The 24,081-nt window shown below is 40.5% G+C and carries 27 protein-coding genes; 15 read left to right on the top strand and 12 right to left on the bottom strand.

Annotated elements, in window-relative coordinates; translation table 11 throughout:
• Positions 1-2 precede the first annotated feature (2 nt).
• Positions 3-1,289 (top strand): nucleotide sugar dehydrogenase, encoded by a 1,287-nt coding sequence (locus DTW91_RS00400; RefSeq protein WP_125201444.1) that lies wholly within the window; start codon positions 3-5, stop codon positions 1,287-1,289.
• A gap of 41 nt (positions 1,290-1,330) precedes the next feature.
• Here DTW91_RS00400 and DTW91_RS00395 read toward each other — a convergent pair whose 3' ends face one another.
• Positions 1,331-2,326, bottom strand: coding sequence for a glycosyltransferase (locus DTW91_RS00395; protein ID WP_125201443.1), 996 nt, complete (start codon positions 2,324-2,326; stop codon positions 1,331-1,333).
• 84 nt (positions 2,327-2,410) lie between these two features.
• Between DTW91_RS00395 and DTW91_RS00390 the strand changes: the two genes are divergently transcribed.
• The 10 genes from DTW91_RS00390 to DTW91_RS00345 all read left to right on the top strand — a co-directional run bounded on the left by DTW91_RS00390 (position 2,411) and on the right by DTW91_RS00345 (position 11,727).
• Positions 2,411-3,388 (top strand): hypothetical protein, encoded by a 978-nt coding sequence (locus DTW91_RS00390; RefSeq protein WP_125201442.1) that lies wholly within the window; start codon positions 2,411-2,413, stop codon positions 3,386-3,388.
• A gap of 124 nt (positions 3,389-3,512) precedes the next feature.
• On the top strand, positions 3,513-4,280 hold the full coding sequence (locus tag DTW91_RS00385; protein WP_125201441.1) for an FkbM family methyltransferase: 768 nt from the start codon (positions 3,513-3,515) through the stop codon (positions 4,278-4,280).
• Complete coding sequence (locus DTW91_RS00380; protein WP_125201440.1) at positions 4,277-5,119, top strand: alpha-1,2-fucosyltransferase; 843 nt, start codon at positions 4,277-4,279, stop codon at positions 5,117-5,119. Before DTW91_RS00385 ends, DTW91_RS00380 begins: the two co-directional genes overlap by 4 nt.
• A gap of 136 nt (positions 5,120-5,255) precedes the next feature.
• Entirely contained in the window at positions 5,256-6,059 is an 804-nt protein-coding gene (locus DTW91_RS00375) for a glycosyltransferase family 2 protein (protein ID WP_125201439.1), read from the top strand.
• Positions 6,056-7,075 (top strand): glycosyltransferase, encoded by a 1,020-nt coding sequence (locus DTW91_RS00370; protein WP_125201438.1) that lies wholly within the window; start codon positions 6,056-6,058, stop codon positions 7,073-7,075. The genes DTW91_RS00375 and DTW91_RS00370 overlap by 4 nt, the downstream gene beginning before the upstream one ends.
• 59 nt (positions 7,076-7,134) lie before the next feature.
• Complete coding sequence (locus DTW91_RS00365) at positions 7,135-8,292, top strand: glycosyltransferase (RefSeq protein ID WP_125201437.1); 1,158 nt, start codon at positions 7,135-7,137, stop codon at positions 8,290-8,292.
• A 3-nt stretch (positions 8,293-8,295) separates the two neighbouring features.
• A complete protein-coding gene (locus DTW91_RS00360) occupies positions 8,296-8,856 on the top strand; it encodes an acyltransferase (RefSeq protein ID WP_125201436.1) in 561 nt (186 codons plus the stop codon).
• A gap of 98 nt (positions 8,857-8,954) precedes the next feature.
• Positions 8,955-9,905 carry a 3-oxoacyl-ACP synthase III family protein gene (locus DTW91_RS00355; RefSeq protein WP_125201435.1) on the top strand — a complete coding sequence of 317 codons (951 nt, stop codon included), beginning with the start codon at positions 8,955-8,957 and terminating at the stop codon, positions 9,903-9,905.
• 12 nt (positions 9,906-9,917) lie between these two features.
• A complete protein-coding gene (locus tag DTW91_RS00350; RefSeq protein ID WP_125201434.1) occupies positions 9,918-11,063 on the top strand; it encodes a glycosyltransferase in 1,146 nt (381 codons plus the stop codon).
• 112 nt (positions 11,064-11,175) lie between these two features.
• Complete coding sequence (locus DTW91_RS00345) at positions 11,176-11,727, top strand: serine acetyltransferase (RefSeq protein ID WP_125201433.1); 552 nt, start codon at positions 11,176-11,178, stop codon at positions 11,725-11,727.
• Between the two features lie 164 nt (positions 11,728-11,891).
• Here DTW91_RS00345 and ribH read toward each other — a convergent pair whose 3' ends face one another.
• The 4 genes from ribH to DTW91_RS00325 all read right to left on the bottom strand — a co-directional run bounded on the left by ribH (position 11,892) and on the right by DTW91_RS00325 (position 14,871).
• Positions 11,892-12,377 (bottom strand): 6,7-dimethyl-8-ribityllumazine synthase, encoded by a 486-nt coding sequence (ribH, locus tag DTW91_RS00340; RefSeq protein ID WP_125201432.1) that lies wholly within the window; start codon positions 12,375-12,377, stop codon positions 11,892-11,894.
• A 3-nt stretch (positions 12,378-12,380) separates the two neighbouring features.
• Positions 12,381-13,085, bottom strand: a complete 705-nt coding sequence (locus DTW91_RS00335) for a tetratricopeptide repeat protein (RefSeq protein ID WP_125201431.1) — start codon at positions 13,083-13,085, stop codon at positions 12,381-12,383.
• 80 nt (positions 13,086-13,165) lie between these two features.
• Positions 13,166-13,702, bottom strand: coding sequence for an adenine phosphoribosyltransferase (locus DTW91_RS00330; RefSeq protein WP_125201430.1), 537 nt, complete (start codon positions 13,700-13,702; stop codon positions 13,166-13,168).
• Positions 13,703-13,707: 5 nt separating this feature from the next.
• Positions 13,708-14,871, bottom strand: a complete 1,164-nt coding sequence (locus DTW91_RS00325; protein WP_125201429.1) for an NTF2-like N-terminal transpeptidase domain-containing protein — start codon at positions 14,869-14,871, stop codon at positions 13,708-13,710.
• A 150-nt stretch (positions 14,872-15,021) separates the two neighbouring features.
• Here DTW91_RS00325 and DTW91_RS00320 point away from each other — a divergent pair, with 150 nt between their 5' ends.
• The 4 genes from DTW91_RS00320 (at position 15,022) to DTW91_RS00305 (ending at position 17,474) form a co-directional block, all read left to right on the top strand.
• Positions 15,022-15,453 carry an RNase adapter RapZ gene (locus tag DTW91_RS00320; protein ID WP_125201428.1) on the top strand — a complete coding sequence of 144 codons (432 nt, stop codon included), beginning with the start codon at positions 15,022-15,024 and terminating at the stop codon, positions 15,451-15,453.
• A 58-nt stretch (positions 15,454-15,511) separates the two neighbouring features.
• Positions 15,512-16,225 carry an NDP-sugar synthase gene (locus DTW91_RS00315; RefSeq protein ID WP_125201427.1) on the top strand — a complete coding sequence of 238 codons (714 nt, stop codon included), beginning with the start codon at positions 15,512-15,514 and terminating at the stop codon, positions 16,223-16,225.
• The gene (locus DTW91_RS00310) at positions 16,222-16,932 is read left to right on the top strand and encodes a TIGR00730 family Rossman fold protein (protein WP_125201426.1); all 711 of its coding nucleotides are present in this window, start codon (positions 16,222-16,224) and stop codon (positions 16,930-16,932) included. Before DTW91_RS00315 ends, DTW91_RS00310 begins: the two co-directional genes overlap by 4 nt.
• A gap of 68 nt (positions 16,933-17,000) precedes the next feature.
• Entirely contained in the window at positions 17,001-17,474 is a 474-nt protein-coding gene (locus DTW91_RS00305; RefSeq protein WP_125201425.1) for a DUF6702 family protein, read from the top strand.
• A 50-nt stretch (positions 17,475-17,524) separates the two neighbouring features.
• Here the strand turns inward: DTW91_RS00305 and DTW91_RS00300 are convergent, their stop codons facing one another.
• From DTW91_RS00300 to ccoS, 7 genes are all read right to left on the bottom strand, one after another.
• Positions 17,525-18,262 carry a sulfite exporter TauE/SafE family protein gene (locus tag DTW91_RS00300; protein WP_125201424.1) on the bottom strand — a complete coding sequence of 246 codons (738 nt, stop codon included), beginning with the start codon at positions 18,260-18,262 and terminating at the stop codon, positions 17,525-17,527.
• Positions 18,253-18,702 (bottom strand): FixH family protein, encoded by a 450-nt coding sequence (locus DTW91_RS00295; protein ID WP_125201423.1) that lies wholly within the window; start codon positions 18,700-18,702, stop codon positions 18,253-18,255. Before DTW91_RS00295 ends, DTW91_RS00300 begins: the two co-directional genes overlap by 10 nt.
• 10 nt (positions 18,703-18,712) lie before the next feature.
• A complete protein-coding gene (gene ccoG / locus DTW91_RS00290; protein WP_125201422.1) occupies positions 18,713-20,164 on the bottom strand; it encodes a cytochrome c oxidase accessory protein CcoG in 1,452 nt (483 codons plus the stop codon).
• Between the two features lie 112 nt (positions 20,165-20,276).
• Positions 20,277-21,161: a c-type cytochrome gene (locus tag DTW91_RS00285; protein WP_125201421.1), complete on the bottom strand. Its 885-nt coding sequence runs from the start codon at positions 21,159-21,161 to the stop codon at positions 20,277-20,279.
• Positions 21,162-21,182: 21 nt separating this feature from the next.
• On the bottom strand, positions 21,183-21,380 hold the full coding sequence (locus tag DTW91_RS00280; RefSeq protein ID WP_125201420.1) for a CcoQ/FixQ family Cbb3-type cytochrome c oxidase assembly chaperone: 198 nt from the start codon (positions 21,378-21,380) through the stop codon (positions 21,183-21,185).
• A gap of 11 nt (positions 21,381-21,391) precedes the next feature.
• Positions 21,392-23,677, bottom strand: coding sequence for a cytochrome-c oxidase, cbb3-type subunit I (gene ccoN / locus DTW91_RS00275; RefSeq protein WP_125201419.1), 2,286 nt, complete (start codon positions 23,675-23,677; stop codon positions 21,392-21,394).
• 24 nt (positions 23,678-23,701) lie between these two features.
• Positions 23,702-23,881: a cbb3-type cytochrome oxidase assembly protein CcoS gene (gene ccoS, locus DTW91_RS00270; protein ID WP_125201418.1), complete on the bottom strand. Its 180-nt coding sequence runs from the start codon at positions 23,879-23,881 to the stop codon at positions 23,702-23,704.
• Positions 23,882-24,081: the final 200 nt, after the last annotated feature.

The following is a 24,081-nucleotide window of genomic DNA, read 5'->3' as shown; positions in this document are numbered from 1 at the left end:
TTATGAATCATAAAATTACAATCATCGGATTGGGTTATGTGGGCTTGCCATTGGCACGATTATTCTCCACCAAATATCCCGTCGTCGGATTTGATATAAATGAAAAAAGAATCGCCGAACTCAAGTCCGGGAAAGACGATACTTTGGAGGTTTCCGATGCGTTACTGAAGGCGTCTTTGGTTTCCAAAAATCCGAAATCTGGAGAAAAAGGCTTGTTCTGTTCTGATAAAATCGAAGATATCGCCGATTCCAATGTTTACATCGTCACCGTTCCGACGCCGGTGGACAAAAACAACCGCCCGGATCTCACGCCGCTTTACAAAGCCAGCGAAACCGTCGGAAAGGTTCTGAAAAAAGGTGATATTGTGATCTATGAATCCACGGTTTATCCCGGTGTTACCGAAGAAGAATGCGTTCCCGTTCTGGAAAAAAATTCAGGTTTAAAATTCAATACTGATTTCTTTGCTGGCTATTCTCCGGAAAGAATCAATCCGGGAGATAAATTGCATACGGTAGAAAAAATCCTGAAGGTGACAGCAGGCTCGACGCCGGAAATTGGTAAAATTGTGGATGATCTTTATAAGTCTGTCATCGAAGCGGGGACTTATCTCGCGCCGAACATCAAAGTGGCAGAAGCGGCAAAGGTGATCGAAAATTCTCAGCGCGACATCAATATCGCCTTCGTGAATGAGTTGGCAAAGATTTTCAATCTGATGGGCATCGATACGCACGACGTTCTGAAAGCGGCAGCAACAAAATGGAATTTTTTGCCTTTCCAACCGGGTCTAGTGGGCGGTCATTGCATCGGCGTAGATCCTTATTATCTGGCGCAGAAAGCACAAGAATTTGGCTATCACCCGGAAATTATCCTTGCGGGGAGAAGGATGAATGACTCTATGGGCCAGTACGTTGCGAGCGAAACGGTGAAGCAAATGCTGAAACAGGATCTAAAAGTGAATGGCGCGAATGTTTTGGTTTTAGGCTTCACTTTCAAAGAAAATTGCCCCGACGTGAGGAATACGAAAGTGGTGGATGTGGTGCGAAATCTTGAGGATTATGGTATCAACGTCAGCATTTTTGATCCTTGGGCCAATCCTGATGAAGTGAAGCACGAATACGGCATCGAAACTTCCACCAAAATGCCATTTAAAAAATACGAAGCGGTTGTTCTGGCTGTTTCTCACAAGGAATTTGAAACCTTAAACATCAAAAACCTGCTGTCGGAAAACGGAATAATTTATGATGTGAAAGGCATTCTTGCAAAAGAAAATGGCGTGACCAGATTGTAAAAAGAGCGAATTCTGCGATGCAGGCTTGAGTCCTACCAAATTTATCGTTCAAAACGCCATCGGAAAAATGGATAACCCATAAACAAAGGCAAGCGGTAAAACAAGTCCTGTTTTTTCAATTTTGCAGAATAGTCTTTTGAAAAATAATGGGGCAAGCTAAGACCGGATAATTGATTGTAGGCTTTGTAACTTCTTTTCCAAAGAGCCTCATTTTTTTGGGCTTTCCAGTTCATTTCCAAAGTTGTCGCTTTGAAGTTCACCAGATTTTCTAAGATTAATTTTTTGTTATACTGATTTTTTTCCTCTCGGTAAGCCTTGTCCATATATTCAGCAATCGTAATCCAGTTCCCGAAATGCTTTTCACCGCGATTATGGATGATAGAAGCGCTGTGGAAATAATAGAGATAAGTATCCTCTCTTAAGAAAGCAATTTTTTCAAATTTCAGCATACTTTGAAAACTCCAGAGAACGTCTTGCGAGAAAAGGTCTTTTACAAAATAGAGTTTATTTTTCATCAAGAAATCCCTCTTTATTAGCTTGTCGCAAGCCATCACGGGATATTTTCCTTTTGCAAAATTCCAGACGATCTCTTGATTGCTTTCGAGAATATCTTTTTCAGCATCGATGGGGAAATAATTTCTCGTCCAGCCTTCTTCTTCATTGATGCAGACGCTCTGCCCCAAGACCATTTCTGCGCCGGTTTCTTCGGCTAATTGTACCAGATTTTGGATGGCATAATTCGTGATTTCATCGTCACTGTCGAGGAAATAGATATATTTTCCGCTTGCAGCATCCATCCCGGCGTTTCTCGCCATAGAAAGGCCTTGGTTGAAGGGTTGGTTGATAATTTTAAAATCAAAATCGGGATATTTGGAAATAAACTCCTGCGCCATTTCTATAGAAGCATCGGGCGACGCATCATTAACCAGAATACATTCAATATTACTATATAACTGATTGACAACCGATTGAAGGCACCTTACGACGAATTTTTCAACCTTAAAAATCGGGATTATGATGGTTACAAGAGGATTCATCCAAAGTGTTTTATTTTATTAAATTTAGGCAAAAATAGAAATAAAATCAGGCATTAACTTTATATTTGCTGTAATAAAACACAAATGATCACGGCCCAAAACTACCATTATCTGCATCGGCTCGCGAAAAGAACGGTTCCACTTCTTCATAATAAAAACCGATTTGATCGTGTTATGGATCGTGACAAAAACGGAGATACAAACCTGCTGATATCGAAAATGATAAAGCATGGAAAACCTTGTATGGTGGCAAGACTAGGCAGCATCGAGACCAGATTTTTAGTAAATCAATCTTTACAAAAAATGATTGGTTCGGATCTTTCAGGAATTGCAAAGACCTTAACCGGTTCCATCAACGTTTTTTGGAAAGATGATGAGCAGTTTCTTTCCCAGCTCTGCATGAACGCCGGTTTTTTTCCGAAAGATTATTCCAAAACAGAAAAATTCGTCGATGAATACCATCAGTCGATGACAAATTTAGATGTTTTAGGGATTTGGAATGAAACCGAGTTCCATTTTGATAAGATCATACCTCAAAATACCGTCTTGTGCAAAATAAGAGAACTGGAACCTTGGTTCTACGACGATCCTTGGTCTTATGAATTGAAAGGCAAAAAAGTTCTTGTGGTGCACCCTTTTGAGGAATCTATCCGGCGCCAGTTTGCACAGAAAGATTTTCTTTACAAAAATCCAAAGATTCTTCCGGATTTTGATCTAAAGACCATCAAAGCCGTACAGACCATCGCGGGACAAAAATCGGATTTCAAAACTTGGTTTGATGCATTAGATTCGATGAAAGATCAGATTTTAAAAACGGATTTTGACATTGCGATTATCGGTTGCGGGGCATACGGTTTTCCGCTGGCTTCTTTTGTCAAAGAAATGGGCAAACAGGCCATCCACTTGGGCGGCGTGACCCAACTTCTATTTGGAATCAAGGGGAAAAGATGGGAAGATTGGCAACATTACAGAGATCTGAGAAAAAACAAGGGTGATCATTGGATTTACGCTGACGAAATCCCCGAAAACTATAAAAAAATTGAAGGCGGATGCTATTGGTGAGTAAGTGCTACACAACAAATTGACCGAATTAACGATGCGTCGCTTGTTGAAATAGCAAAATATCAGGTCTCCTTGGAAATTTTCATGAATTGCAATTGTATCGCTGCGCAAAAAAAATAATATTATGCTCCTATCATTCTCACATTTAAAGAATAAATACCCCAATTTCCCCACCAAAATTCTTCACTTGGGAGCGCACCTTGCCGAAGAAGCGGATGACTATGGCGCCAATGGCATTACCGACGTCATCTGGGTGGAGGGCAATGCCGGGCTTATCGATGGTTTGAAAACCAAACTTGAAAACTATGAGATGAACAGCCAGATTCATAATATTATGATCTCTGAAAAAGACAAGGAAGAAATCATCTTCAACATTACGGATTTTGATCAAAGTTCATCAATACTCGAGCCTGCTCTTACTCAGAAATTCCACAAAACCACGGTGGTAAAAACTCAGAAAGTGATTGGAAGAAGGCTTGAAGATTATTTCCAGGAAAACCAAATTTCATTATCCGGGTACAAATTAGTCAATCTCGATTTGCAGGGTTACGAACTGCCTGCATTAAAAAGTTTTGGCAACCTACTGGAAAATTTCGACTTCATAATGACGGAAATTAACCTGAAAGAACTTTATAAGAACGGTACTCTTCTAAAAGAGCTGGATCGATTTCTGCTCCAGCGGGGATTTGTAAGAAAAGAAACTTTCGTTACTGGAAATTTTTGGGGAGACGCCCTATACGTGAGAAAAAGCAATCGGTCGATGTTGAGTTTTGTGACCAAACAAACAAGCCGTTTCAATATTAAATATTACCTTATCATTAGTTCTTGTAAGTATTATTACCGGTTGATGATAAGCCATGCCTACAATGTCTATTATAAATTCAAGTCATGAAATTTATCAAACTGAAAGGAAGAATTGGTAACAATCTTTTTCAATATGCGATGTATTTAACATTAAAAAAAAAATATAAAACACCTGTTTTCGTTTATGGCTGGGATCCCGGTTTTCAGAAATATTTTGAAAAAATTTCGGCAAAAGATTCAAAATATGTCCGCAAAATAATTCATCGATTAAAAGGGCTGTTTCCTAAGAAAATCTATTCTCAATATGATTTTGAACCTGTCCAAGACGTAAAGAAAGGAATAGAGCAAAATATTTTTTTAGAAGGCTATTTCCAATCGTTAATTTTTTTTGAAGGACAGGAAGATGTGATCAAACAAAAGCTCAAAATCAAAGCAAAATACAAAGTCGAATTTGAGGAAAAATATGGAAAACTTTTTGAAGAAAACAAAATATTAGCCATTCACTGCAGATTGGGAGATTATGTCAATTGGGGCAACGCAAGCCTTGGCGGCAAAAATCTAGTTTTACCCATAGCTTATTATAAAAATGCCATTAAAAAATTTGACAATCTGGATTCTTACAAGATAATAGTCGTAACGGATGACAGAGAGATGGCCACACGGCGATTTGGTTTTTTGGACAATATCGATTTTTTTTCAGAAAGCGAGATCATAGATTTTCAGCTTCTGATGAATGCTTCTGCCCTCATTATTTCCAACAGCACGTTCAGCTGGTGGGCGGCTTATCTTAGCAAGACGGCCAACAGAATTTTGGCTCCGGAGTTTTTTGTAGGCTTCAAAATAAAAAAAGACTTTCCCGAAGGCATTTATGATTGTACAAATTTTGAAACCGTTTCTTTTCATTATCAAGACGATGCTGGTTCATAAAAAAATCCCCAGCTTCAAACCATTGGATTTCTGCCTGCAATAAACTTCTGTTAACAAAGGAGAACTTGGACGCTCTCTGTTTATTTTTTCTTCTAACACGATAAAAAATTTTATTAAGTTTGTGATTATTTTTAGTATGCGGTTTTCTTTGCTTATTGCCCATTACAACAATTACGACTTCTTTTTGGATTGCTACCAAAGCATTTTGAATCAAACTTATGACAATTTTGAAGTAGTCATTGTAGATGATTGTTCTACGGATGGTTCATTTGAAAAAGTCTCCGATTTGGTAAAAAATGATTCCCGGTTCCGGGTTTTCAGAAATGAAAAAAACGAAGGCGTGGGTTTTACCAAAGGAAAGTTAATTGAGCTTGCCAAAGGAGAAATCTGCGGTTTTGTGGACCCGGATGATGTTTTGACACCAGACGCCATCGAAATTTCTATCGCAAGCTACTCGGAAAAAACCGTGGCAACTTATTCACAATTTTGGGTTTGCGACTCATCTTTAAAAATAATTAGAAAATTCCGAGATTCTTACCAGATCAAAAACGGCGATCCACTTTTTCTGAATATCTTCTTTACCGCGAATCATTTTTTCACATTTAGAAGAGATATTTATCTGAAAACCAGTAAAATAAGTCCACATTACAGGATTGCGGAAGATCAGGAGCTTTATTTAAAATTGTACGAATTTGGAGATTTTAAATTTATTAAAAAACCGCTGTTGTTCTACAGACTTCATTCCAAGGGACTTTCGCGCGACCAAAACAAGACTGTTCAGAGATATGCGGCTTGGAATAGGGTTTTGGAAGAAACTTTAAGACGCCGAAACATCACAAAAATATATGGCAAAAATGTAGAAGAGATCGATAATCTGGCCACATTTATCTACCAAAAACAAAACTCTTTCTTTAAAAAACTTCAAAGAAAATTGAGATGACAGAGATCTTTATCAAATCTTTCAACCGCGCATTTTATCTCGACAGATGTGTTGCCTCGATCTTTAAAAATATTACGGGGGATTTTACAATTAAAATTCTGGATGATGGCACGCCAAAGAAATATCTTGATAAAATCCGGACAAAATATCCCAATGTGAAGGTTCTTCTGTCTGATAATTATGAAAGTAAAAGCCAAGCTATTGCTGAAAATTTAGCCTCCGGAAAACCTATTGATGGTATGAAAATCCCGACAAAATTCTGGTACCAAAATGTCCAAAAGTCGTCCAAATATGTAATCGTCACCGAAGATGATGTCTGGTTTACACAGCCTCTAAATCTGAATGAACTTGCTGCTCAAGCAGAGCAACTCGATATTCATCTGCTGAAACTCGGCTGGCTTGGAAATTTAGAAGAGCGCCAAGATCTGCATCTGAAATCTATCAGTGAAAATATAGAATCTGCGCAGCCCAAAGATTTGATCTTCTTGCCCAAAAAACTTATGGAAGCCTTTTTCTACAATCACTTCAAATTCTTCTCCGTTCTGTACAAATTAGGATTGGTAGATAATTACACCCAAAGAAAATACTGGGCGCTGAACTCCATATTGATGGGCTTTTTCAACAAAGAATATTGGCTGGAAATCTGGAAAACAATGGATGGCAAAGTGGACGAAAAAAGACAGCTCGTCAATGCTTCGTTAGTTTACAAAAAGCACAAAAACAATCCGAATTTCATCTCCAGACTGAAAGCAGAAGCGATGAAAACCACTTTCCAATCCTCCGCAACCAACGCTTACCACGAATATGGTTTCGACTTCGACGTCAATCAATTTAATTATCTGATCAACGAAGCTTGGCTAAATGACGATTTTGATGCGATGCAAAATTTTCCTAAAGATTTCTCGCTGGATTATTTGAAATCCTTTGTTGCAGAAAAAATCAACTTCGCGGAATTTGAAAAATGGGTAGATCAGTTTAAAGTTCAATACAGAAATCTGGGTTGCCAACTGGAGTGACAGCGCGGATTGGCCACGATAATGCTTATATTTGTTTGCGAATTTTCTGAAAAAATTGAATGAACCGTAAAATAAATGTGCTTTTCCGCCACCGCTCGATGGAAATGGGCGGCGTAGAAAAAGTCATCCTGAGTCTTTTGGAAAATCTGAATAAGGATAAATTTGACATCAGCTTCCTCGTCAGTCTTTATCAAGGTGAACTTCGGAATCAGATTCCTAAGTACGTCCGGTATTTGAAAATGAATAGCGGAAGAGAGGATTTTTCTAAAAACCCGGTGCTCCATAAGATCCAACTGGTGTTGAGAAACTTGAAAATCAGATTTTTCGACCGTTTTCAAAAAATCTCGGACAGATTCTATCTGGATAAAGAATATGATATAGAAATCGCTTCCACTTATGCCGATTTCGCGCCGGTTCTCAACAGTTCCAACAGAAAGTCTAAGAAAATAGGTTGGTTCCATTCCGATATCACCTTTCCGAAACTACAGCCTGCTGTTCCCCAAATTCTGAACCAAATTCCTCAGTTTGATTATTTCATTTTTGGCTCGCAGCAGACCAAGGATATTTTGACCAAGACTTATCCCGATTTGGAACTCCCTGAAAATCAGGTAATCCTAAATGCAATTCCAATCGATGAGGTCAAACAAAAAGCGGCAGAATTTGTTCCGGACTTCGCAACGGCAGATCCCGTTTTTGTCGCAGTCGGAAGGCTACACTCCAGAAAGGGATTTCGAAAGTTGACCGAGGTGCATTCGGAGTTGATTAAGGACGGCTTCCTGCACAAGATTTTCATCATCGGCGACGGCGAGGAAAAAGAAAACCTCGAAAATCTAATCAACGATCTAAATGTCGAAAAATCGTTTATTCTGCTGGGCTCGCTCCTCAATCCTTATCCGTACGTCAAGAACGCCGATTTTTTCATAATGCCATCCGAGTCGGAGGGCTGGCCACTTATTGTTGCAGAGGCATTGATTCTTCAAAAACCAATCTTAGCCACCGCTGTTGGCGGCATTCCTGAAATGATTGAGCACAAAGAAAACGGTTATTTGATCAATTACGATTCGCAAGAAATATACAATGGTATGAAGGAATTCCTTACGAATAAAGATTTAATTCAGCATCTTGGTAAAAATCTTGAAAAAGCGGAAGATCTTTTTGACAACCAAAAAATCTTCGATGCGGTGGAGCAGATCATCACTAACTTAGCAAAAAACTAAAAGATGAATTTTATTTACAGATTAATTCTGAAAATCCATACGATAGGGAATTTGATTTACAAAAAAGCTTACATCGAAATTTGTAAAGCGAGAGGAATGAAAGTAGGGAAGGGCGTCATTTTCGTAGAGGCACCTTCTTTCGGTTCCGAACCATATTTGATAGAAATCGGCGACCGCACCAAAATTACGGCCGGCTGCACCTTCATCAATCACGATGGCGCAATGTACGTCATTCGTAATATGGAAAAATATGCCGATGCCCGCAACTTCGGCAGAATCAAAATCGGAGCGAATTGTTTTGTAGGCAATAATTGCATCTTTTTGCCGGGCTCGCAAATGGGAAACAATTGCATCCTCGGCGCAGGATCGGTTCTTAATTCCTCGATGCCCGACAATTCGGTCTATGCCGGCACTCCTGCCCGATACATTTGCAGTATAGAAGAATATGGCGACAAAGCCCTCCGGGCCAACACACTCTATCCGCGGGAGCTGGAAAAGAACCGGGCTGAGTTGGACCATTATATCAAAAAAAATCTGCCGCACCAATATAAACCTGTCAAATAAACGGCGTACAGGAGCAAGTTTTTATGCGATCGTCCCTATGCTTTGCAGAGTATTTTATTTTAAGATGCTTATCTTTGTGGAAATTATCCCGCGTTCGCATGATCAAAATCGCGGCAATAGATTTCTATTTGCCAAACAATATATTAACCAACGACGATATTGCCAATGAATTCCCGGAGTGGAATGCAGAAAAAATCAAATCCAAAATAGGCGTAGATTCCAGACATTTTGTAGATCCGTCGCAAACTGCACTGGATTTGGCCGTCGAGGCTTGTGAAAATCTTTTTGCAAATTACGACCGGAGCAAGATAGATTTTATCTTGTTCTGCACGCAGAGTCCGGATTATTTTCTTCCCACCACCGCTTGCCTTCTGCAGGACAGGTTGGGTCTTCAAAAAAACATTGGCGCATTGGATTTTAACCTCGGTTGCTCTGGATTTGTGTACGGACTGACCTTGGCTAAAGGATTGATTGCTATTGGTTTAGCGAAAAATATTTTATTGGTTACCTCTGATACTTATACCAAATATTTGGACAAAAATGACAAGTCCAACAGAAGCATCTTTGGCGATGGCGCCGCTGTAACCATCATAGAAAAAGACGATTCCAAGGCAGATTTTCAGTTCGTTGTGGGTACCGATGGCTCCGGATACAACAATTTGATTGTAGAAAATGGTGCTTCGAGAAACAGTTCGGAGAAGCCCGTGCTTTTTATGAAAGGTCCAAAAATTTTTACATTTGCACTAGAAAATGTTCCCGGATTGATTTCTGAGACGCTGGCTAAAAACAAACTCAGACTGGAAGATATCGATCTTTTTGTTTTCCACCAAGCGAGTTCTTATATGTTGAATTATCTCAAGACGCTGTGTAACATCCCGGAGGAAAAATTCTTTTTGGAAATGCAAGACATCGGCAATACAGTTTCAGCAAGCATCCCGATTGCATTGAAGTTAGCACTGAATCAGGGCAAAATAAAAGCGGGTTTCAAAGTGCTGGTGGCAGGTTTCGGCGTGGGCTATTCCTGGGGAGCGGGGATTCTGGAATTTTAAAAACCACTTTGTTTGAAAAAGAAGATCCTTATCAGAATTGGTTCTCTTCGCCACGGCGGCGCAGAAAAAGTGCTGGTGACTCTTCTCAAAAATCTTCCAGAAGACAAATACGAAATTGATCTTTTATTAAATTTATATTCGGGTAAATATCTGACTGATGTTCCGAATTGGGTCAACGTGATGTACCTGAACCGCGGCGAGATGATCACTACCAACCGCCCCAAAGACATTCCTAAAAAAATATACCGCGTAGTCTATCAAAATCTTCTGAAAAAATATCCGAAAATTCTTTACAAAAGAAAACTCAAAAACAAAGTTTACGACATCGAGTTTGCCGCCATCCACGGTTTCCAGGATGAAATCTTAAACAGTCCGCTGAAATCTTCTAAAAAACTGATGTGGATCCACAACGATCTAACGCAAGTCAGCGGATATACGCCGGAAAAGATCAGACATTTTTTCCTTTATGATAAAGTGATGGTGATCTCTGAGAAAATTCAGCAGACATTCCTGGATTTAGCAAAAACTGAAATCGAAAAAAATAAAATCGTAAGAATTTATAATCCTCTGGACACTAATGAGATTCTTACAAAATCTAAAAAACCTGTTCTTAATTATCAATTCGATAGAACGGTTCCGACGTTCATTTCCGTAGGAACCGTTTTTCCGCAGAAAGGATTTGACCGATTGTTGAAAGTTCACAAAAGACTTTTGGATGAAGGTTTCCGGCACAAAGTTCTGATCGTGGGCGACGGCTATGATTTCGAAAACATAAAGAAATTGAAAACTGAATTGGGCGTTGATGACACTGCTACAATGTTGGGCTTTACAGACAATCCTTATCCATACTTCAAAGCGGCGGATTTTTATATTCTCAGCTCCCGCTACGAAGGGTTCCCAACCGTTTTATTCGAAGCTATTGCTTTGAAAAAAAACATCATAGCAACCGACGTTTCCGGCGTGGCAGAACTGTTGGAAAATGGAAAATTAGGTTTGATTACGGAAAACTCCGAAGAAGGAATTTATCTCGGAATGAAAAAAGCCTTGACCAATCCGGAATATTTCCAAATGTATCAGGAAAATCTTGAGAATTACGAAATGCCTTTCAACCTGAAAAATTCTGTCCTTAAGATTATGGAAATCATTGATAATCTTTAGCAAGAGATTAGATATTAGAGTTTAGATGTTAGATCAAAATTAATCTGCGAGAGTACTTTTTCCGCAATTAAATTTATCACAGATTATAATTTCAAATTCCTAATTTTACAAAATGGCTTACAGCATTCTTCAAAAAGATTTTTACAGAGAAAGCGGAAAATACCTATCGCATTTTCAAATGTTGAAAAAGTGTTTCAGTCCCAATCTGCATTATATTTACTGGCTTCGGAATGCTCAGAAACATCCGAAATCCTCATTAACAGGCAAATTCTACCGCCTGATTCTCCGCCATTATCAAATCAAATACGGTTTTCAGATCTATCCGGAAACGGAGATTGGCGAAGGTCTTTATCTCGGGCATTGGGGCGCGCTCGTCATCAATCCGAAAGCTAAGATTGGCAAAAACTGCAACATTGCGCAAGGCGTAACCATCGCGCAGGCTAACCGTGGGAAAAATGAAGGTGTCCCGGTCATCGGCAACGAAGTCTGGATTGGTCCAAACGCTGTGATAGTGGGTAAAATTACAATTGGGAATAATGTCCTAATTGCTCCGAACGCTTATGTGAATACCGATGTTCCCGATAATTCTATTGCTGTGGGAAATCCTGCTGTGATTACTCCAAAACTGAATGCTACTGAGGGTTACATTAATAATAAGGTTTGATTTAAAAAATCAGATCGCAGATTACTGCTGCACCACACGAGAGGATTTGTGCAATCCAGAGGCATAAGGCAGATGGATCTTGCAGTGCTATGGCAAAAATCCCCAATTCAATTTTCGAGCTTTGAAAAAAAACTTATATTTTTAGTTGAAAAGAAGAGGGCATATTAAATGGACTTTTTGTTGAAGTCGATCATTTTGAGTGCCGTGATGGCTGCTTCTACACCTTTGTTGCCAAGCCGGCCGCCACTTCTTTCAAGGGATTGCTCTTTGTTGTCATCCGTCAAAACACAAAAGATGGCCGGGGTTTCCGTCAGAATATTGCAGTCTTTGATGCCTTGCGCAACGCCGGAACAAATATAGTCGAAATGAGGGGTTTCTCCGCGGATGACGTTCCCTATGGCAATTACTGCGGCAAATCTGCCGGAGCGGCACAGCTTCATCGTGGCAAAACTCAATTCAAATGCACCGGGAACGTAATAAATGTGGATATTTTCCTCCCGGATTCCTTCGGCTTTCAGCGTTTCGAGAGCGCCATCCCGCAGGTTGTGGGTAATGAAGTCGTTCCACTCAGAAACAACAATGCCGATTGAATATTCATCGGCATTGGATATGTTGAGCGGTTTGTAATCTGAAAGATTTACAGTTGCCATTTTTTAATAATATTTGGTCATTTCTATAAAGGCGTCGGACTGGCCGTTGTCGTAATCCTGATATTTCTCGTCGATCGTGGCGAAATATTTTTTGGCATCGGCATTTTTCTTAAGTGCAAGAGCCAGCATTCCCGCTTTCTTTGTGAAATAGTACGTTGTGTAAGCATCATCCGACGCAGAAGCCGCTCTGGCTGCCATTGCCAGCGCATCCTCGCTTTTGTTGAGATTAGCAAGACAGTCTGCCATCGCACCATATTTAAGCGCCATCAAAACTTTGTTGCCCGAACTGAATTTGTCTAAAAGATCATAAGCTTTTTGATAATTTCCTCTTTTGAACTCAATTAATCCCGCGTTGTAAGCGGCTAATTTGCCGGCCTTTGTATCGCCATATTGTTCATAAGTTCCCAAGAATCCGGGGTTTGCAACAGATTTTCCGCCCAAAGCAAGATCTTCTTTGCCTTCTGCCAAGTTTTTCTGGGCAGAGAGATAGCTCTTCGTCGCCTCTTCATTTTTGGGACCGAGGATGAACTGCTGATAACCGAACCAGCCTAAAACTGCTACCACCAAAATACCGAAACCAATGCTGAGCGCTCTTGCATTTTTTTCTAAAAATCCCTCGATGCTAAGTGCTTCTTTATCAAGGTCTTTGAAGAATTCTACCGTTTCTTTGCCCTCTTGTTGTTTTTTGTTGTTAGGTCTTTTTGCCATAATTTTTTTAGTAATGAACTGCAAATTTAGTGCTTTCCTTTTGATTTGCAAATACTTCTTTATTGGGATGAAATTTTTATTTAATAATTAAGAATAGAATAGACTTCTGCTCCAAATTTTTTGAGTCGCTCTTCGCCGTTCAGATCTTTTAAGTTGATCAAAAAACTGAATTGTGCGGGTGTTGCACCTTGCTTGGATACCAATTTGGCCGCGGCTTCCGTGGTGCCGCCTGTAGCCAGCAGATCATCGTGGATCAGGACGCGTTGACCGGCTTTCAGATGATTCGTTTTCATTTCGATTTCTGCAGAGCCATATTCCAAGTCGTATTTTTCGCCGATGAAGGGTGGCGGCAACTTTCCTGCTTTTCTGATTAAGACAAAAGGAACGTCCAGTGCAATAGCGATAGCGATCCCGAACAAGTAGCCGCGGCTCTCTATGCCGCAAACGACATCCACTTTGCCCCGGCTGAACGCAGCGAGATCTGCAATCACTTCTTCATACAGCTTGGGTTGCAGGAAAATGGGGCAGATATCTTTGAAAAGAATTCCGGGCTGCGGAAAGTCGGGGATGGTCTCTATCGTATTTTCAAGTTTTTGGATGAGTTCTGCAGGCGCCATTGTTATTAAGGATTGTTGATTTTGTAGGTTGTGATTTTCCAATTGTTGTTCACGGCTTTCAGGCCGTAGGTCACATTCAAGGAGTTGACTTTTCCGTTTTTGTCTGTCACCTCATAGGTAACGTTTACATTCGCAGAATTATCTTTGTTGTAGGGCACGGTAATGTTTTTAACGACAATTTTCTTCACAGATCCGAAACCGGAATTGGGATTTGCGAATTTGTCGTACGAGCCCCAATTAGGATTTTCGGCCATATCATAAGCCGCTTTGAAATTCTGGCTGGAAAGGTTGTTGAGAAATTTGCTTACCGTCGTCTTAGGATCCGGATTGGATGGCTTTGGCGCCGGCGGCGCAATGATTTCTCCGGTGTCGGGATCCACTTCCGGCTGCGCTACCTGCAAGGAATCTACCACTTGCGGAGCCGGCGGGCTGTACAGCGCATTCGCATTCACCGGAACTCCCATTTTGGTCATTTGCAAAAGCTTTTTGGTCGTTTTTACAGACAATTTAATATCGATTTTATCTTCAAAGATTTTATCTTTTGGCAGCGAAGCATATCTGATAGTAAATCCTCGGAATGCATTATCTTGCATTAGATTTTTGAAGGTTGCGATTTTGGTTCCTCCGCTGGAAACTTCCAAAATGGTTTCCAAAGCCGCGCCTTCAAAGTCCACTTTTCTTCCATTGTTATCAATCAGTTGAGGAATGACGATCAATCCTTTGGGACCTGTCAAACTGTCGCCGGCAATATTTCGGATCACGATGTTCAATCCGGCAGCATCGATGTCGTTCACGTCTTTTTCGGTAGCGGTATCGTTTCCGAAAATATTCATTTGCCCCAGGCTTGGCGGTGCCGTGCTACTCCACGCAATGCCGTTTTTCCGGGCAACTTCGTCTGCCATGGCCAGTATTTCCTGAGTGGTTTTTCCGTGCAGAAGTTTACCGAGCGCGGCGATTTCTGCAACGTCGCCATCCGCTTCTACACCGAAGGTTTTCAGGATGTACAGAGCCTCATTGAATTTTACTTGTTTCAAAGTGGGTAAGCTGGAAGCCATATCGTTGATACTTTCTTGGAAGCTCATCCGGTTGGTGCCATCGACTTTGGTTTTTTTGCAGCTTATTGTAAAGATGAGTAAACTTGCTAACAGACAGTATTTTAGGAATTTCATTTTTAGCTGTAATTTATTTTAAAAGTAAGCTTTTTGATTGATGTTGACGCTCTGAGATCAATTAATATGCAAAATTAAATTTTAAATTCAGAATACTTAGATTTTTCAAAGAAAATTAAAAAAAGTAACTTTACGGAAAAATTAGATTGGATGCAGAACAAACTCAAAATAGAGATTCATAGTTTTTCTTACAAAAAAGGAGGTATCCCAAAGGATAAAACCGAAAATGGCGGCGGATTCGTCTTCGATTGTCGCGGAATCCTGAATCCCGGAAGAATAGAAGAATACAAGGCAAAGACCGGAATAGATATCGATGTGCAGAAGTTCTTGGAAACCAGAACCGAAATGCCAAACTTCTTAAAAGCCGTGTATGAGCTTATTTCCATCAGTATAGAAAATTATTTGAGTCGCGGTTTTCAGCATCTGCAAATTAATTTTGGCTGCACCGGCGGGCAGCATCGCTCCGTTTATTCGGCTCTCAAAACGGCCGAATTTATTAAGGAAAAATATCCCGAAACGGAAGTTTCGATTTTTCACGATGAGCAATTCAATCACAATCTATCACCGATAAGCGACAATTAGAAATCGATTCTTAATCTCTTATTTTGTAACCATCAATTATTATGGCTATTTTTAAAATATGAAAGCATTAATATTTGCTGCAGGAATGGGGACGCGGCTGAAACCTTTTACCGATGAACATCCGAAGGCTTTGGCAAAAGTGAACGGTGTTCCGCTTCTCGAAAGAAATATCAAGTATCTGCAAAGTTTTGGCATTAATGATTTTGTAATCAACATTCACCATTTCGGCGGGCAGATTTTGGCTTTTTTGGCGGAGAACGACAACTTCGGGGCGAATGTAGAAATCTCCAACGAGCACGAAGAACTTCTGGAAACCGGCGGCGGATTATTATTTGCGAAAAAATTTTTGGAAAATGAGAAAACATTTTTAATCACGAATGTCGATATTTTGACGGATCTTAATATCAGCAATTTTGTCCGGCTTCACGAAACGAAAGGTGCAATGGTAACTTTGGCCGTGTCGGACAGAGAAAGTTCGAGAAAACTGATGTTCAATGAGAAAATGTTCCTGAAAGGCTGGAGAAATTTATTGACGAACCAAAAAAAAGTGGTGGGCGGGATTTTCAAGTTGAGAGAATTGGCATTCAGCGGTATTCATTGTGTGAATTCGGAGATTTTTGACAAGATAACCCGAACCGGAAAATTCTCTATTATGGACGAATATATGGATCTGATGAAAGAAGACCTCATCATTGGCTACCAACACAGCTCGAATGTGGTGGATGTTGGCAGACCGGAATCCATCATCGAGGCAGAAAGAATATTCAAATGACAGAAAACAGAGACGACAAAAGACTAAAGGAAAGTTTTAGGCAGAAAACTTGGGACGAAACCATTACCAAAGACAGTTGGATGGTGTTCCGCATAATGTCCGAATTTGTGGACGGCTACGAGAAGATGGCGAGCATAGGGCCTTGCGTGTCCATCTTCGGCTCTGCCCGACTGAAGGAAGATAATATGTATTACAAAATGGCGGTCGACATCGCAAGGAAGATCACGGAAATCGGTTTTGGTGTCATTTCCGGAGGCGGGCCGGGGATCATGGAGGCGGCGAACAAAGGCGCACACGGCAAAGGAAAATCCATCGGACTGAATATCGACTTGCCTTTCGAACAGCATTTTAATCAGTACGTGGACAAAGGTTATGCGATTAATTTCGATTATTTCTTTGTAAGAAAAGTAATGTTTGTGAAATATTCGCAGGGATTTGTGGTAATGCCGGGCGGTTTCGGAACCTTGGACGAACTGTCTGAAGCATTGACCTTAATCCAAACCAACAAAATAGGCAGATTCCCAATTGTACTGGTAGGAAGCGAGTTTTGGAACGGACTGTTGGATTGGTTCACAACTACTTTGCTGAAAGAAGGTTTGATTGCGGAGCGCGATCTGTCACTTTTCCGAATCGTTGATAATGCCGACGATGCGGTTGCCCACATCAAAGCTTTCTATGACAAATATTCGGTGAGCGTCAATTTCTAAGCGGTGGCATATTATTTGACCCTATTAATCATAAATCCTTAACAATATTAATTTTAAATTAAATTAAAATGAAAAAATTACTACTTATATTATCTCTCGGGATTGTGTTGGTTTCTGTTCTCAGTTTTGCCGCTTCGGATTTCTTTTCCTCGATGACCAAGGTAGATTACATCGATGGCACCAAAACTTTGAAATTCACCACCAAACTCAATACTTCTCATATCGCGCAAGCGGTGAAAATAGATCCGGCAACAGCAGGCTTTGAAGCAGAAGTGAAAAAATATGTTAATAATAATGTCGATATTGCTATCAACGGCGCTGCCAAAGAATTAACTTTCACGGGAAGCCAAGTCAATGGAGAATCCGTTTGGGTTTATTATGAAGCGAATGGCATTTCCGACATTTCAAGTTTGAAAATAAGAAACAGTATTTTAATCGGGCAGTTTCCAAAACAAGTCAATATCGTGAATATCACTTACAAAGGCACTTTGAAAACCCTCAATTTCCAGAAAGGAAAAGAAACGGCGGAGGTTACTTTCTAAAAAAATTAAATCGGTCAACTGGCCGATTTTTTTTGTAATAATTTGGAATTCTAATGACAATTTGTATGATCCGTATGAAAACCGTCAGTAGAATGGTTGACGTGTAAAGATTCGGAATGTGGAGAAACGTAAGGAATCCCCAATTCCAAGCCTCTCAAAACGAATAATCCACCCAAGATAATCATCATCACGGGAATGACTTTTAAAATCCTTACTCGGAAAGCTGTCGTGATGAAATTTCCTAAGTAAACGACCGCGAACATAAACGGGAAAGTTCCCAATCCGAAAAGAAACATAAAAAGGGAGCTTTGCCAGATCCCGCCTGCGGCTAAGGAAGCTGTGAGAGCCATATAAACCATTCCGCAAGGCAGAAGCCCGTTCAGAATCCCGGTTGTGAAGCGCGATTTGTAATCAGGGCGTTGAAGAATCTTACCGAGTTTCATTTTTACCTTCAATAAACCTCTTGAAACAAAAGGGATTCTTGCCGCAAAATCCTTTCCTCCAAAAGAAAAAATTGCCATCACAATCAATAAAATTCCGACCAAAATGGTCAGATATTTTTGAAATCCGGCCAATTCAAAACTTTGACCGATGATCCCCAAGATAGCGCCGAGAACAGAATAAGTGAGAATCCTTCCGAATTGATAAGTCAAATTCTGAAGGTAAAAATTAGCTTTCTGATTTTTCGCCAATCCCATTGATAAAGCAATCGGACCGCACATACCGATGCAATGGAACCCGGATGCGAACCCCAGACCAAGTGCCGATATGATGAGTGCTATTTCCATAAGATGTCATAATCTACCTGATATGGTTTTTTATTTTCTTTCCATTTGATTTTCAGAGTGTAAGATCCTTTAGAGATCACTTTTTTAGGAATAAGGAATGTATTGTGTTGCAGCGTGACTTCCTTTTTCACATCGAGATTAGCGTCGTCTGTGCGGAACAAAATGAAGTTTACTTTGTTGTCGTCCGCTTTGATAGTTTCCGGGAAAGTCATTAGGATGCCTTCGCGGGTAGCTTGGTAAGAGGGTATTTTTTCTAATTTCGCTGCGTTATTTTTTGCATCGATTACCTCCTGATAGTTTAGTTCCTCTTCGTAATAATTATCTGACACCATCTCTGCATTTTGCTTTCCGATGGGGAAAATAAAGATTAAAAAGAGGATGAAAAGTATGAAACAGCCGAGTGCGATGGCCAACCCGTGCCCCCAATTTAGTTTTTTCATGAATTACTGATTAAAATTGGAATTTAAAGGGTCCTTCAAAATAGGTGGTGTAGGAATCCAGCAAGTTGCCATTCATATCGTAGACTCCCAATTTCAGATTTTGTTTTGAAAGTTTTATTTGGCTTTCGGGGAAGCTGATATTGATGGTTCCTTTGCTGATGACACCCCGTTTCATAATAATTCTGTTGGAAGTGCCGGATGATATTTCGCCATTTTCAGGTTCGATGATTTTTATGATAACGGTTTTGTCCTCGTTCGATTTATTAAGGAATGTATAGTTATAAGTATTGGTGATCTTCCCGTCTCTTACGAAGAAAGTAGAACCCGGCGGTTTTAGGAATTTGGCCTCCATACTACCTCTGTTGTACAACAATCCGCCTAAGAAAACTACCAATGCCAAAAGGACAACTGTATAAGCCTTCATCCTACCGGAAAAATTGAATTTTTTCTGCTCTTCAATTTCTCTTTCGGAGGCATAGCGGATGAGTCCGGGAGGAAAGCCCACTTTCACCATCACTTCGTCGCACGCATCGATGCAAGCAGTACAGTTGACGCACTCCAGTTGCTGCCCGTCTCGGATATCTATTCCGGTGGGGCAGACCACGACGCACTGTTTACAATCGATACAGTCTCCTTTGCCAGCCGCTCTTCGGTCTTCGCCTTTTTTCCATTTAGCTCGGTTTTCGCCCCTTTTGTAGTCGTAAAAAACGTTGATGGTTTCTTTGTCGATAAGGACAGCTTGGAGCCTGCCGTAGGGGCAGACCATCGTGCAAACCTGTTCTCTGAACCAAGCAAATACAAAGTAAAATGCGGAGGTGAAAAGAATCATCACCAAAAAATTGGTGGGTTTTTCGAAAGGGCCTTGCCTCATGATGTTTAAAACCTCTTCATAGCCTACGATGTACATAAACATAATGTGCGTAATGAAAACGGAAATCAGAATAAATATAAACCACTTCAAAGATCGTTTCCAGATTTTTTCTGCGTTCCAAGGCTGATTGTCCAGCCGGATCTGTTTATTCCGGTCGCCTTCGATTGCATATTCCACTTTGCGGAATATCATTTCCAAAAAAATCGTTTGTGGGCAGATCCAACCGCAGAATATCCTTCCGTATACGACGGTGAAAATAATAATGAAGATTAATGAAACAATGGCTCCGAGGGCAAGAATAAAAAAGTCCTGAGGATAAAACGGTTGTCCGAGAATAAAAAATTGGCGGTCGATGATATTCAGCATCAAAACCGGATTGCCATTGATTTTAAAGAAGGGGACGGTAAACAGGATCGCTAATAAAAAGATGCTTACCAGGGTTCTGTAATTGGTATATTTTCCTTTAGGTTTTCGTGGAAATACCCACCTTCTCTTGCCGGTATTGTCCATTGTACCTACAGAGTCTCTGAATGTTTCAGCTTCTACGACCCAGCTTTCCGCCTCGTTGTATTTTTTTTCTGTAGTACTCATAATATTTTATGTAAAAAAGAGACTGTTTATCAAAATGAAACGGGATCCGTTTTCATTTTTGCATCATTCTCAGGAGAACGATATTTTTAACAATCTCTTTTTTTATATGATTTTATTTGGTTTTTTCCCAATGGGCTTCTGTTCCTTGCGGAGCGGCGCCACCTTGTGCAGGCGTAATGGGAGCTTGTTCCTGATTGATATGGTAGACGTAAGCAGCCACATTTTGTATATCAAATCCTGAAAGAACGCCGTTCTTACCCCAAGCCTGCATTGTCGGATTATTTGGACTTCCGTTTTCGACCATCCAGAAAATATTTTTGAATAATGTTTTTTCTTTTTGGTTGATCCAGAAATTATCGGTTAAGTTAGGTCCTATTCCTCCTTTTCCACCTTCGCCGTGGCAAGAGACACAGTTGGTCTCGAAAACGGCTTTGCCGGCTTCTACATTATCTTCGGAGAAGACAGCGGTTTCCAAAGTGGGCTGCGTTACCGTTGACATATATTCGGTGATGGCCGCAGTTTGCTCTCTGTATTCTTGTTCGTATTCTTTCTCCGGATGTGCAAAGTCTGTTAAGAAATAAGATGCCATATACAAAGCACAGTAGGCAATTCCAAAATAGAAGAGACCCAGCCACCATTTCGGAAGCTGATTGTCTAGTTCCATAATGCCGTCGAATCCGTGGTCGATAAGGATGTCCTTTTCTTCTTTTTCAGATTGGCTTTTGAAAGCACCATTCCATAGATATCGGAGGTAGGGGATTTTTTTCTCGGCAAGGTAAGCGGCTTTCTCTTCCTCGGTCAATTTCTTAAATTTTTCGTTTTCGATCAGATCACCAATGGCTGATTGTATGAATACGACAATGATGCTGATCAGCGCGGTTCCTAGGAAAAACTTGCTGGTTAGGAAATCGGAGGTCTGAGCAAACATGTAGAACAGTACCAGCAGTAATCCCAAAACGATTAAAATATTAATATAAATAGGTGTTCGTCTTTTCATGACTTATTATTTATTTTTTTATTATAAAGTAAATTTATCCTCTTCATCATCTTTTTCCAAAGGTGCATTTTCTTCTTCCTTATAATATTTCTTTGGCCTGCTCATTACCACGTAGATCATTATAACAAAGAACAAAATGAAGACAATCATTGCAATGGTCTGAAACAAACCTGCATTTTCCACATTGGCGATGATGTCTTTAAAACTTTGAGGAATCATTTGATTTTAAATTAATTGCTGGCTGTTTTGACTTCTGTGGTCTTGATATCTGTTCCCAGTCTTTGCAAATATGATATCAAAGCCACGATCTCGCGCTTTTCAAGCGGTACAAATTTTTCTCCCGATTTGGCTTTGTTGGCCTTAGCTTCGGCAAATGATTTTTTAACATCGTCTGCCTCCGAGAAAACATTTTTCACAATCCTATCAGCCTGATGATCCATCCAGGCATCCATAGAATCGATTTGCGATTTTGTATATGGGACATCAAAAGTGTTTTTCATCAATTCCAATTTTGCTTTGGTCTTGCTTCTATCCAATGTATTTTCAATCAGCCATGGATATCTTGGCATGATAGAACCCGCAGAAGTGGATCGTGGGTTGTACATATGTTTGAAGTGCCAAGAATCCGGTCTTGCACCACCTTCTCTTTGCAAATCCGGACCTGTTCTTTTGGAACCCCATAAGAAAGGTCTGTCATAGATAAATTCTCCTGCTTTGGAATATTGTCCGTTCTTGCCGTTGAAGCGTACAACTTCGTCGCGGAAAGGCCGAATCATCTGCGAGTGGCACGCATTGCAGCCCTCCCGAATGTAAAGATCTCTACCTTCCAATTCTAAAGGGGAGTAGGGCTTCACAGCGGAGATGGTAGGAACATTATCTTTCACAAATATTGTAGGGATAATTTCTAATACGCCACCAATTGCCAACGCAATAAAAGCGCACAACGACAAGTAAAAAGGAGTCCGTTCCAGCCAAAGATGGAAGGTTTCGCCTTCTTTTCTGTTACCGTTAATTTTTGCCAAAGCTGGTGCTTCTGCAGGTACTTCTTTTTGGAAAGAGCCCTTTCTGGCTGTTGCGATTAAATTAACCACCATCAAGCATGCCCCTGAAAAATACAACAATCCGCCTACAAATCGCAGTTTGTAATATGGCAGAATTGCTGTCACGGTGTCCAGCCAGTTTTTGTAAACCAAAGTACCATCAGGATTGAACTGTTTCCACATTAATCCCTGTGTAAATCCTGAAATGTATAAAGGAACAGCATAGAAAATAATCCCGAAAGTTCCCAGCCAGAAATGCCAGTTGCCTAATTTCACAGACCACAGTTTGGTTCTCCACATAATTGGAACAAGATAATAAATGACTCCAAATGCCATAAATCCGTTCCAACCAAGAGCGCCGATATGTACGTGACCAATAACCCAATCTGTAAAATGCCCGACCTTATTCACCGTTTTTGTAGCCAAAAGCGGCCCTTCAAAAGTAGCCATTCCATAGCAAGTTACCGCTACAACGAAGAATTTCAGAACCGGATTTTCTCTTACTTTGTCCCAAGCTCCTCTTAATGTGAGCAAACCGTTTAGCATCCCTCCCCAAGATGGGGCGATAAGCATAATAGAAAATCCCGTACCTAAGGCTTGTGCCCAAGCCGGCAAAGCCGTGTATTGCAAGTGGTGAGGACCGGCCCATATATAGACGAATATTAACGACCAAAAGTGAATAATCGACAATTTGTAAGAAAAAACCGGTCGATCGGCAGCTTTCGGTACGAAATAATACATCAACCCAAGAACGGGGGTGGTCAAGAAAAATGCCACCGCATTGTGACCATACCACCACTGGACCAAAGCATCTTTCACACCGGCATAGGCAGAATAAGATTTCCAACCTGCGAAAGAAAGGGGTACTTCTAAGTTGTTGAAGATATGAAGCATTGCAATCGCAACCCAGGTTCCTATGTAGAACCAAATCGCCACGTATAAATGCCGCACCCTCCTAATAGCAATGGTCGCAAACATATTGAGACCAAATACGAGCCAAACCACGGTAATAAGAATATCGATAGGCCACTCGTGTTCTGCATATTCTTTAGAGGTATTGATACCCATGAAAAACGTGATCACTACAGAGACAATCATCAATTGCCAACCCCAAAAATGAATCCAAGACAGTGTATCGCTCCACATTCTTGTTTTCAGCAATCGCTGCAATGAATAATATATTCCACAAAAGAAACTGTTCCCGACAAATGCAAAAATGACGGCACTGGTATGAAGCATTCTAATACGCCCAAATCCAAATGCGCCTTGAGAATTGATCAAACCCTGCAATCCATCGCTGCGAAGCGTCCGGATGGTCGGGTCATCTGTTCCCAAGAAAAATTCCGGCAATTCCGGGTAAAATAGTAACAACGCGGCCGTAAGTCCCAATAAAAAACCGACTAAACCGAAAACTACCGTCGCAATAAGAAAAGCGCGAACGATCCCGTTGTCATAACTAAATTTTTGTGTTTCCATATCTACAAATAGCAATTATTCTTTTTATTTTTTTTGCGGAGCAGCGGGCTCCTCTTCTGTCTTTATTTCGTCGTCAAACAGCATTCTGACTGCCGGTGATTCATCATCTTCAAACTGTCCTTTTCTGGCGCCGATTATGAAAATAATCAGGAAAATAACTGCCAGCGAAACGCTGCAGATAATCATTAGAAAGAGAATCTCCATAAATACCCACAAATTTAAAATAAAAACAGTCATCAAATTTAAGGAAAATTACTGACTTTCGTCACAATGCTATAAATTTGAATAATTTATAATTGCTCTAAATAGGATCCCGCATCCAGTGAAAAAAATACTACTCAGTGCCGAGAATCTTGGGCAAGTCTTGCGTCGGGACGGAAGTTAAAAAAATCCGCTCACACGGT

This window comes from Chryseobacterium sp. SC28 (assembly GCF_003932955.1).
Classification (GTDB): Bacteria; Bacteroidota; Bacteroidia; order Flavobacteriales; family Weeksellaceae; genus Epilithonimonas.
The sequence above is the reverse complement of the archived record's forward strand: the minus strand, read 5'-3'. Positions and strand labels throughout refer to the sequence as shown.

What these genes read in the sequence shown, in the direction of transcription:
- DTW91_RS00400 (WP_125201444.1), top strand. Translation starts at nt 3, where the DNA reads ATGAATCATAAAATTACAATCATCGGATTGGGTTATGTGGGCTTGCCA.
- DTW91_RS00395 (WP_125201443.1), bottom strand. Translation starts at nt 2,326, where the DNA reads ATGAATCCTCTTGTAACCATCATAATCCCGATTTTTAAGGTTGAAAAA.
- DTW91_RS00390 (WP_125201442.1), top strand. Translation starts at nt 2,411, where the DNA reads ATGATCACGGCCCAAAACTACCATTATCTGCATCGGCTCGCGAAAAGA.
- DTW91_RS00385 (WP_125201441.1), top strand. Translation starts at nt 3,513, where the DNA reads ATGCTCCTATCATTCTCACATTTAAAGAATAAATACCCCAATTTCCCC.
- DTW91_RS00380 (WP_125201440.1), top strand. Translation starts at nt 4,277, where the DNA reads ATGAAATTTATCAAACTGAAAGGAAGAATTGGTAACAATCTTTTTCAA.
- DTW91_RS00375 (WP_125201439.1), top strand. Translation starts at nt 5,256, where the DNA reads ATGCGGTTTTCTTTGCTTATTGCCCATTACAACAATTACGACTTCTTT.
- DTW91_RS00370 (WP_125201438.1), top strand. Translation starts at nt 6,056, where the DNA reads ATGACAGAGATCTTTATCAAATCTTTCAACCGCGCATTTTATCTCGAC.
- DTW91_RS00365 (WP_125201437.1), top strand. Translation starts at nt 7,135, where the DNA reads ATGAACCGTAAAATAAATGTGCTTTTCCGCCACCGCTCGATGGAAATG.
- DTW91_RS00360 (WP_125201436.1), top strand. Translation starts at nt 8,296, where the DNA reads ATGAATTTTATTTACAGATTAATTCTGAAAATCCATACGATAGGGAAT.
- DTW91_RS00355 (WP_125201435.1), top strand. Translation starts at nt 8,955, where the DNA reads ATGATCAAAATCGCGGCAATAGATTTCTATTTGCCAAACAATATATTA.
- DTW91_RS00345 (WP_125201433.1), top strand. Translation starts at nt 11,176, where the DNA reads ATGGCTTACAGCATTCTTCAAAAAGATTTTTACAGAGAAAGCGGAAAA.
- ribH (WP_125201432.1), bottom strand. Translation starts at nt 12,377, where the DNA reads ATGGCAACTGTAAATCTTTCAGATTACAAACCGCTCAACATATCCAAT.
- DTW91_RS00335 (WP_125201431.1), bottom strand. Translation starts at nt 13,085, where the DNA reads ATGGCAAAAAGACCTAACAACAAAAAACAACAAGAGGGCAAAGAAACG.
- DTW91_RS00330 (WP_125201430.1), bottom strand. Translation starts at nt 13,702, where the DNA reads ATGGCGCCTGCAGAACTCATCCAAAAACTTGAAAATACGATAGAGACC.
- DTW91_RS00325 (WP_125201429.1), bottom strand. Translation starts at nt 14,871, where the DNA reads ATGAAATTCCTAAAATACTGTCTGTTAGCAAGTTTACTCATCTTTACA.
- DTW91_RS00320 (WP_125201428.1), top strand. Translation starts at nt 15,022, where the DNA reads ATGCAGAACAAACTCAAAATAGAGATTCATAGTTTTTCTTACAAAAAA.
- DTW91_RS00315 (WP_125201427.1), top strand. Translation starts at nt 15,512, where the DNA reads ATGAAAGCATTAATATTTGCTGCAGGAATGGGGACGCGGCTGAAACCT.
- DTW91_RS00310 (WP_125201426.1), top strand. Translation starts at nt 16,222, where the DNA reads ATGACAGAAAACAGAGACGACAAAAGACTAAAGGAAAGTTTTAGGCAG.
- DTW91_RS00305 (WP_125201425.1), top strand. Translation starts at nt 17,001, where the DNA reads ATGAAAAAATTACTACTTATATTATCTCTCGGGATTGTGTTGGTTTCT.
- DTW91_RS00300 (WP_125201424.1), bottom strand. Translation starts at nt 18,262, where the DNA reads ATGGAAATAGCACTCATCATATCGGCACTTGGTCTGGGGTTCGCATCC.
- DTW91_RS00295 (WP_125201423.1), bottom strand. Translation starts at nt 18,702, where the DNA reads ATGAAAAAACTAAATTGGGGGCACGGGTTGGCCATCGCACTCGGCTGT.
- ccoG (WP_125201422.1), bottom strand. Translation starts at nt 20,164, where the DNA reads ATGAGTACTACAGAAAAAAAATACAACGAGGCGGAAAGCTGGGTCGTA.
- DTW91_RS00285 (WP_125201421.1), bottom strand. Translation starts at nt 21,161, where the DNA reads ATGAAAAGACGAACACCTATTTATATTAATATTTTAATCGTTTTGGGA.
- DTW91_RS00280 (WP_125201420.1), bottom strand. Translation starts at nt 21,380, where the DNA reads ATGATTCCTCAAAGTTTTAAAGACATCATCGCCAATGTGGAAAATGCA.
- ccoN (WP_125201419.1), bottom strand. Translation starts at nt 23,677, where the DNA reads ATGGAAACACAAAAATTTAGTTATGACAACGGGATCGTTCGCGCTTTT.
- ccoS (WP_125201418.1), bottom strand. Translation starts at nt 23,881, where the DNA reads ATGGAGATTCTCTTTCTAATGATTATCTGCAGCGTTTCGCTGGCAGTT.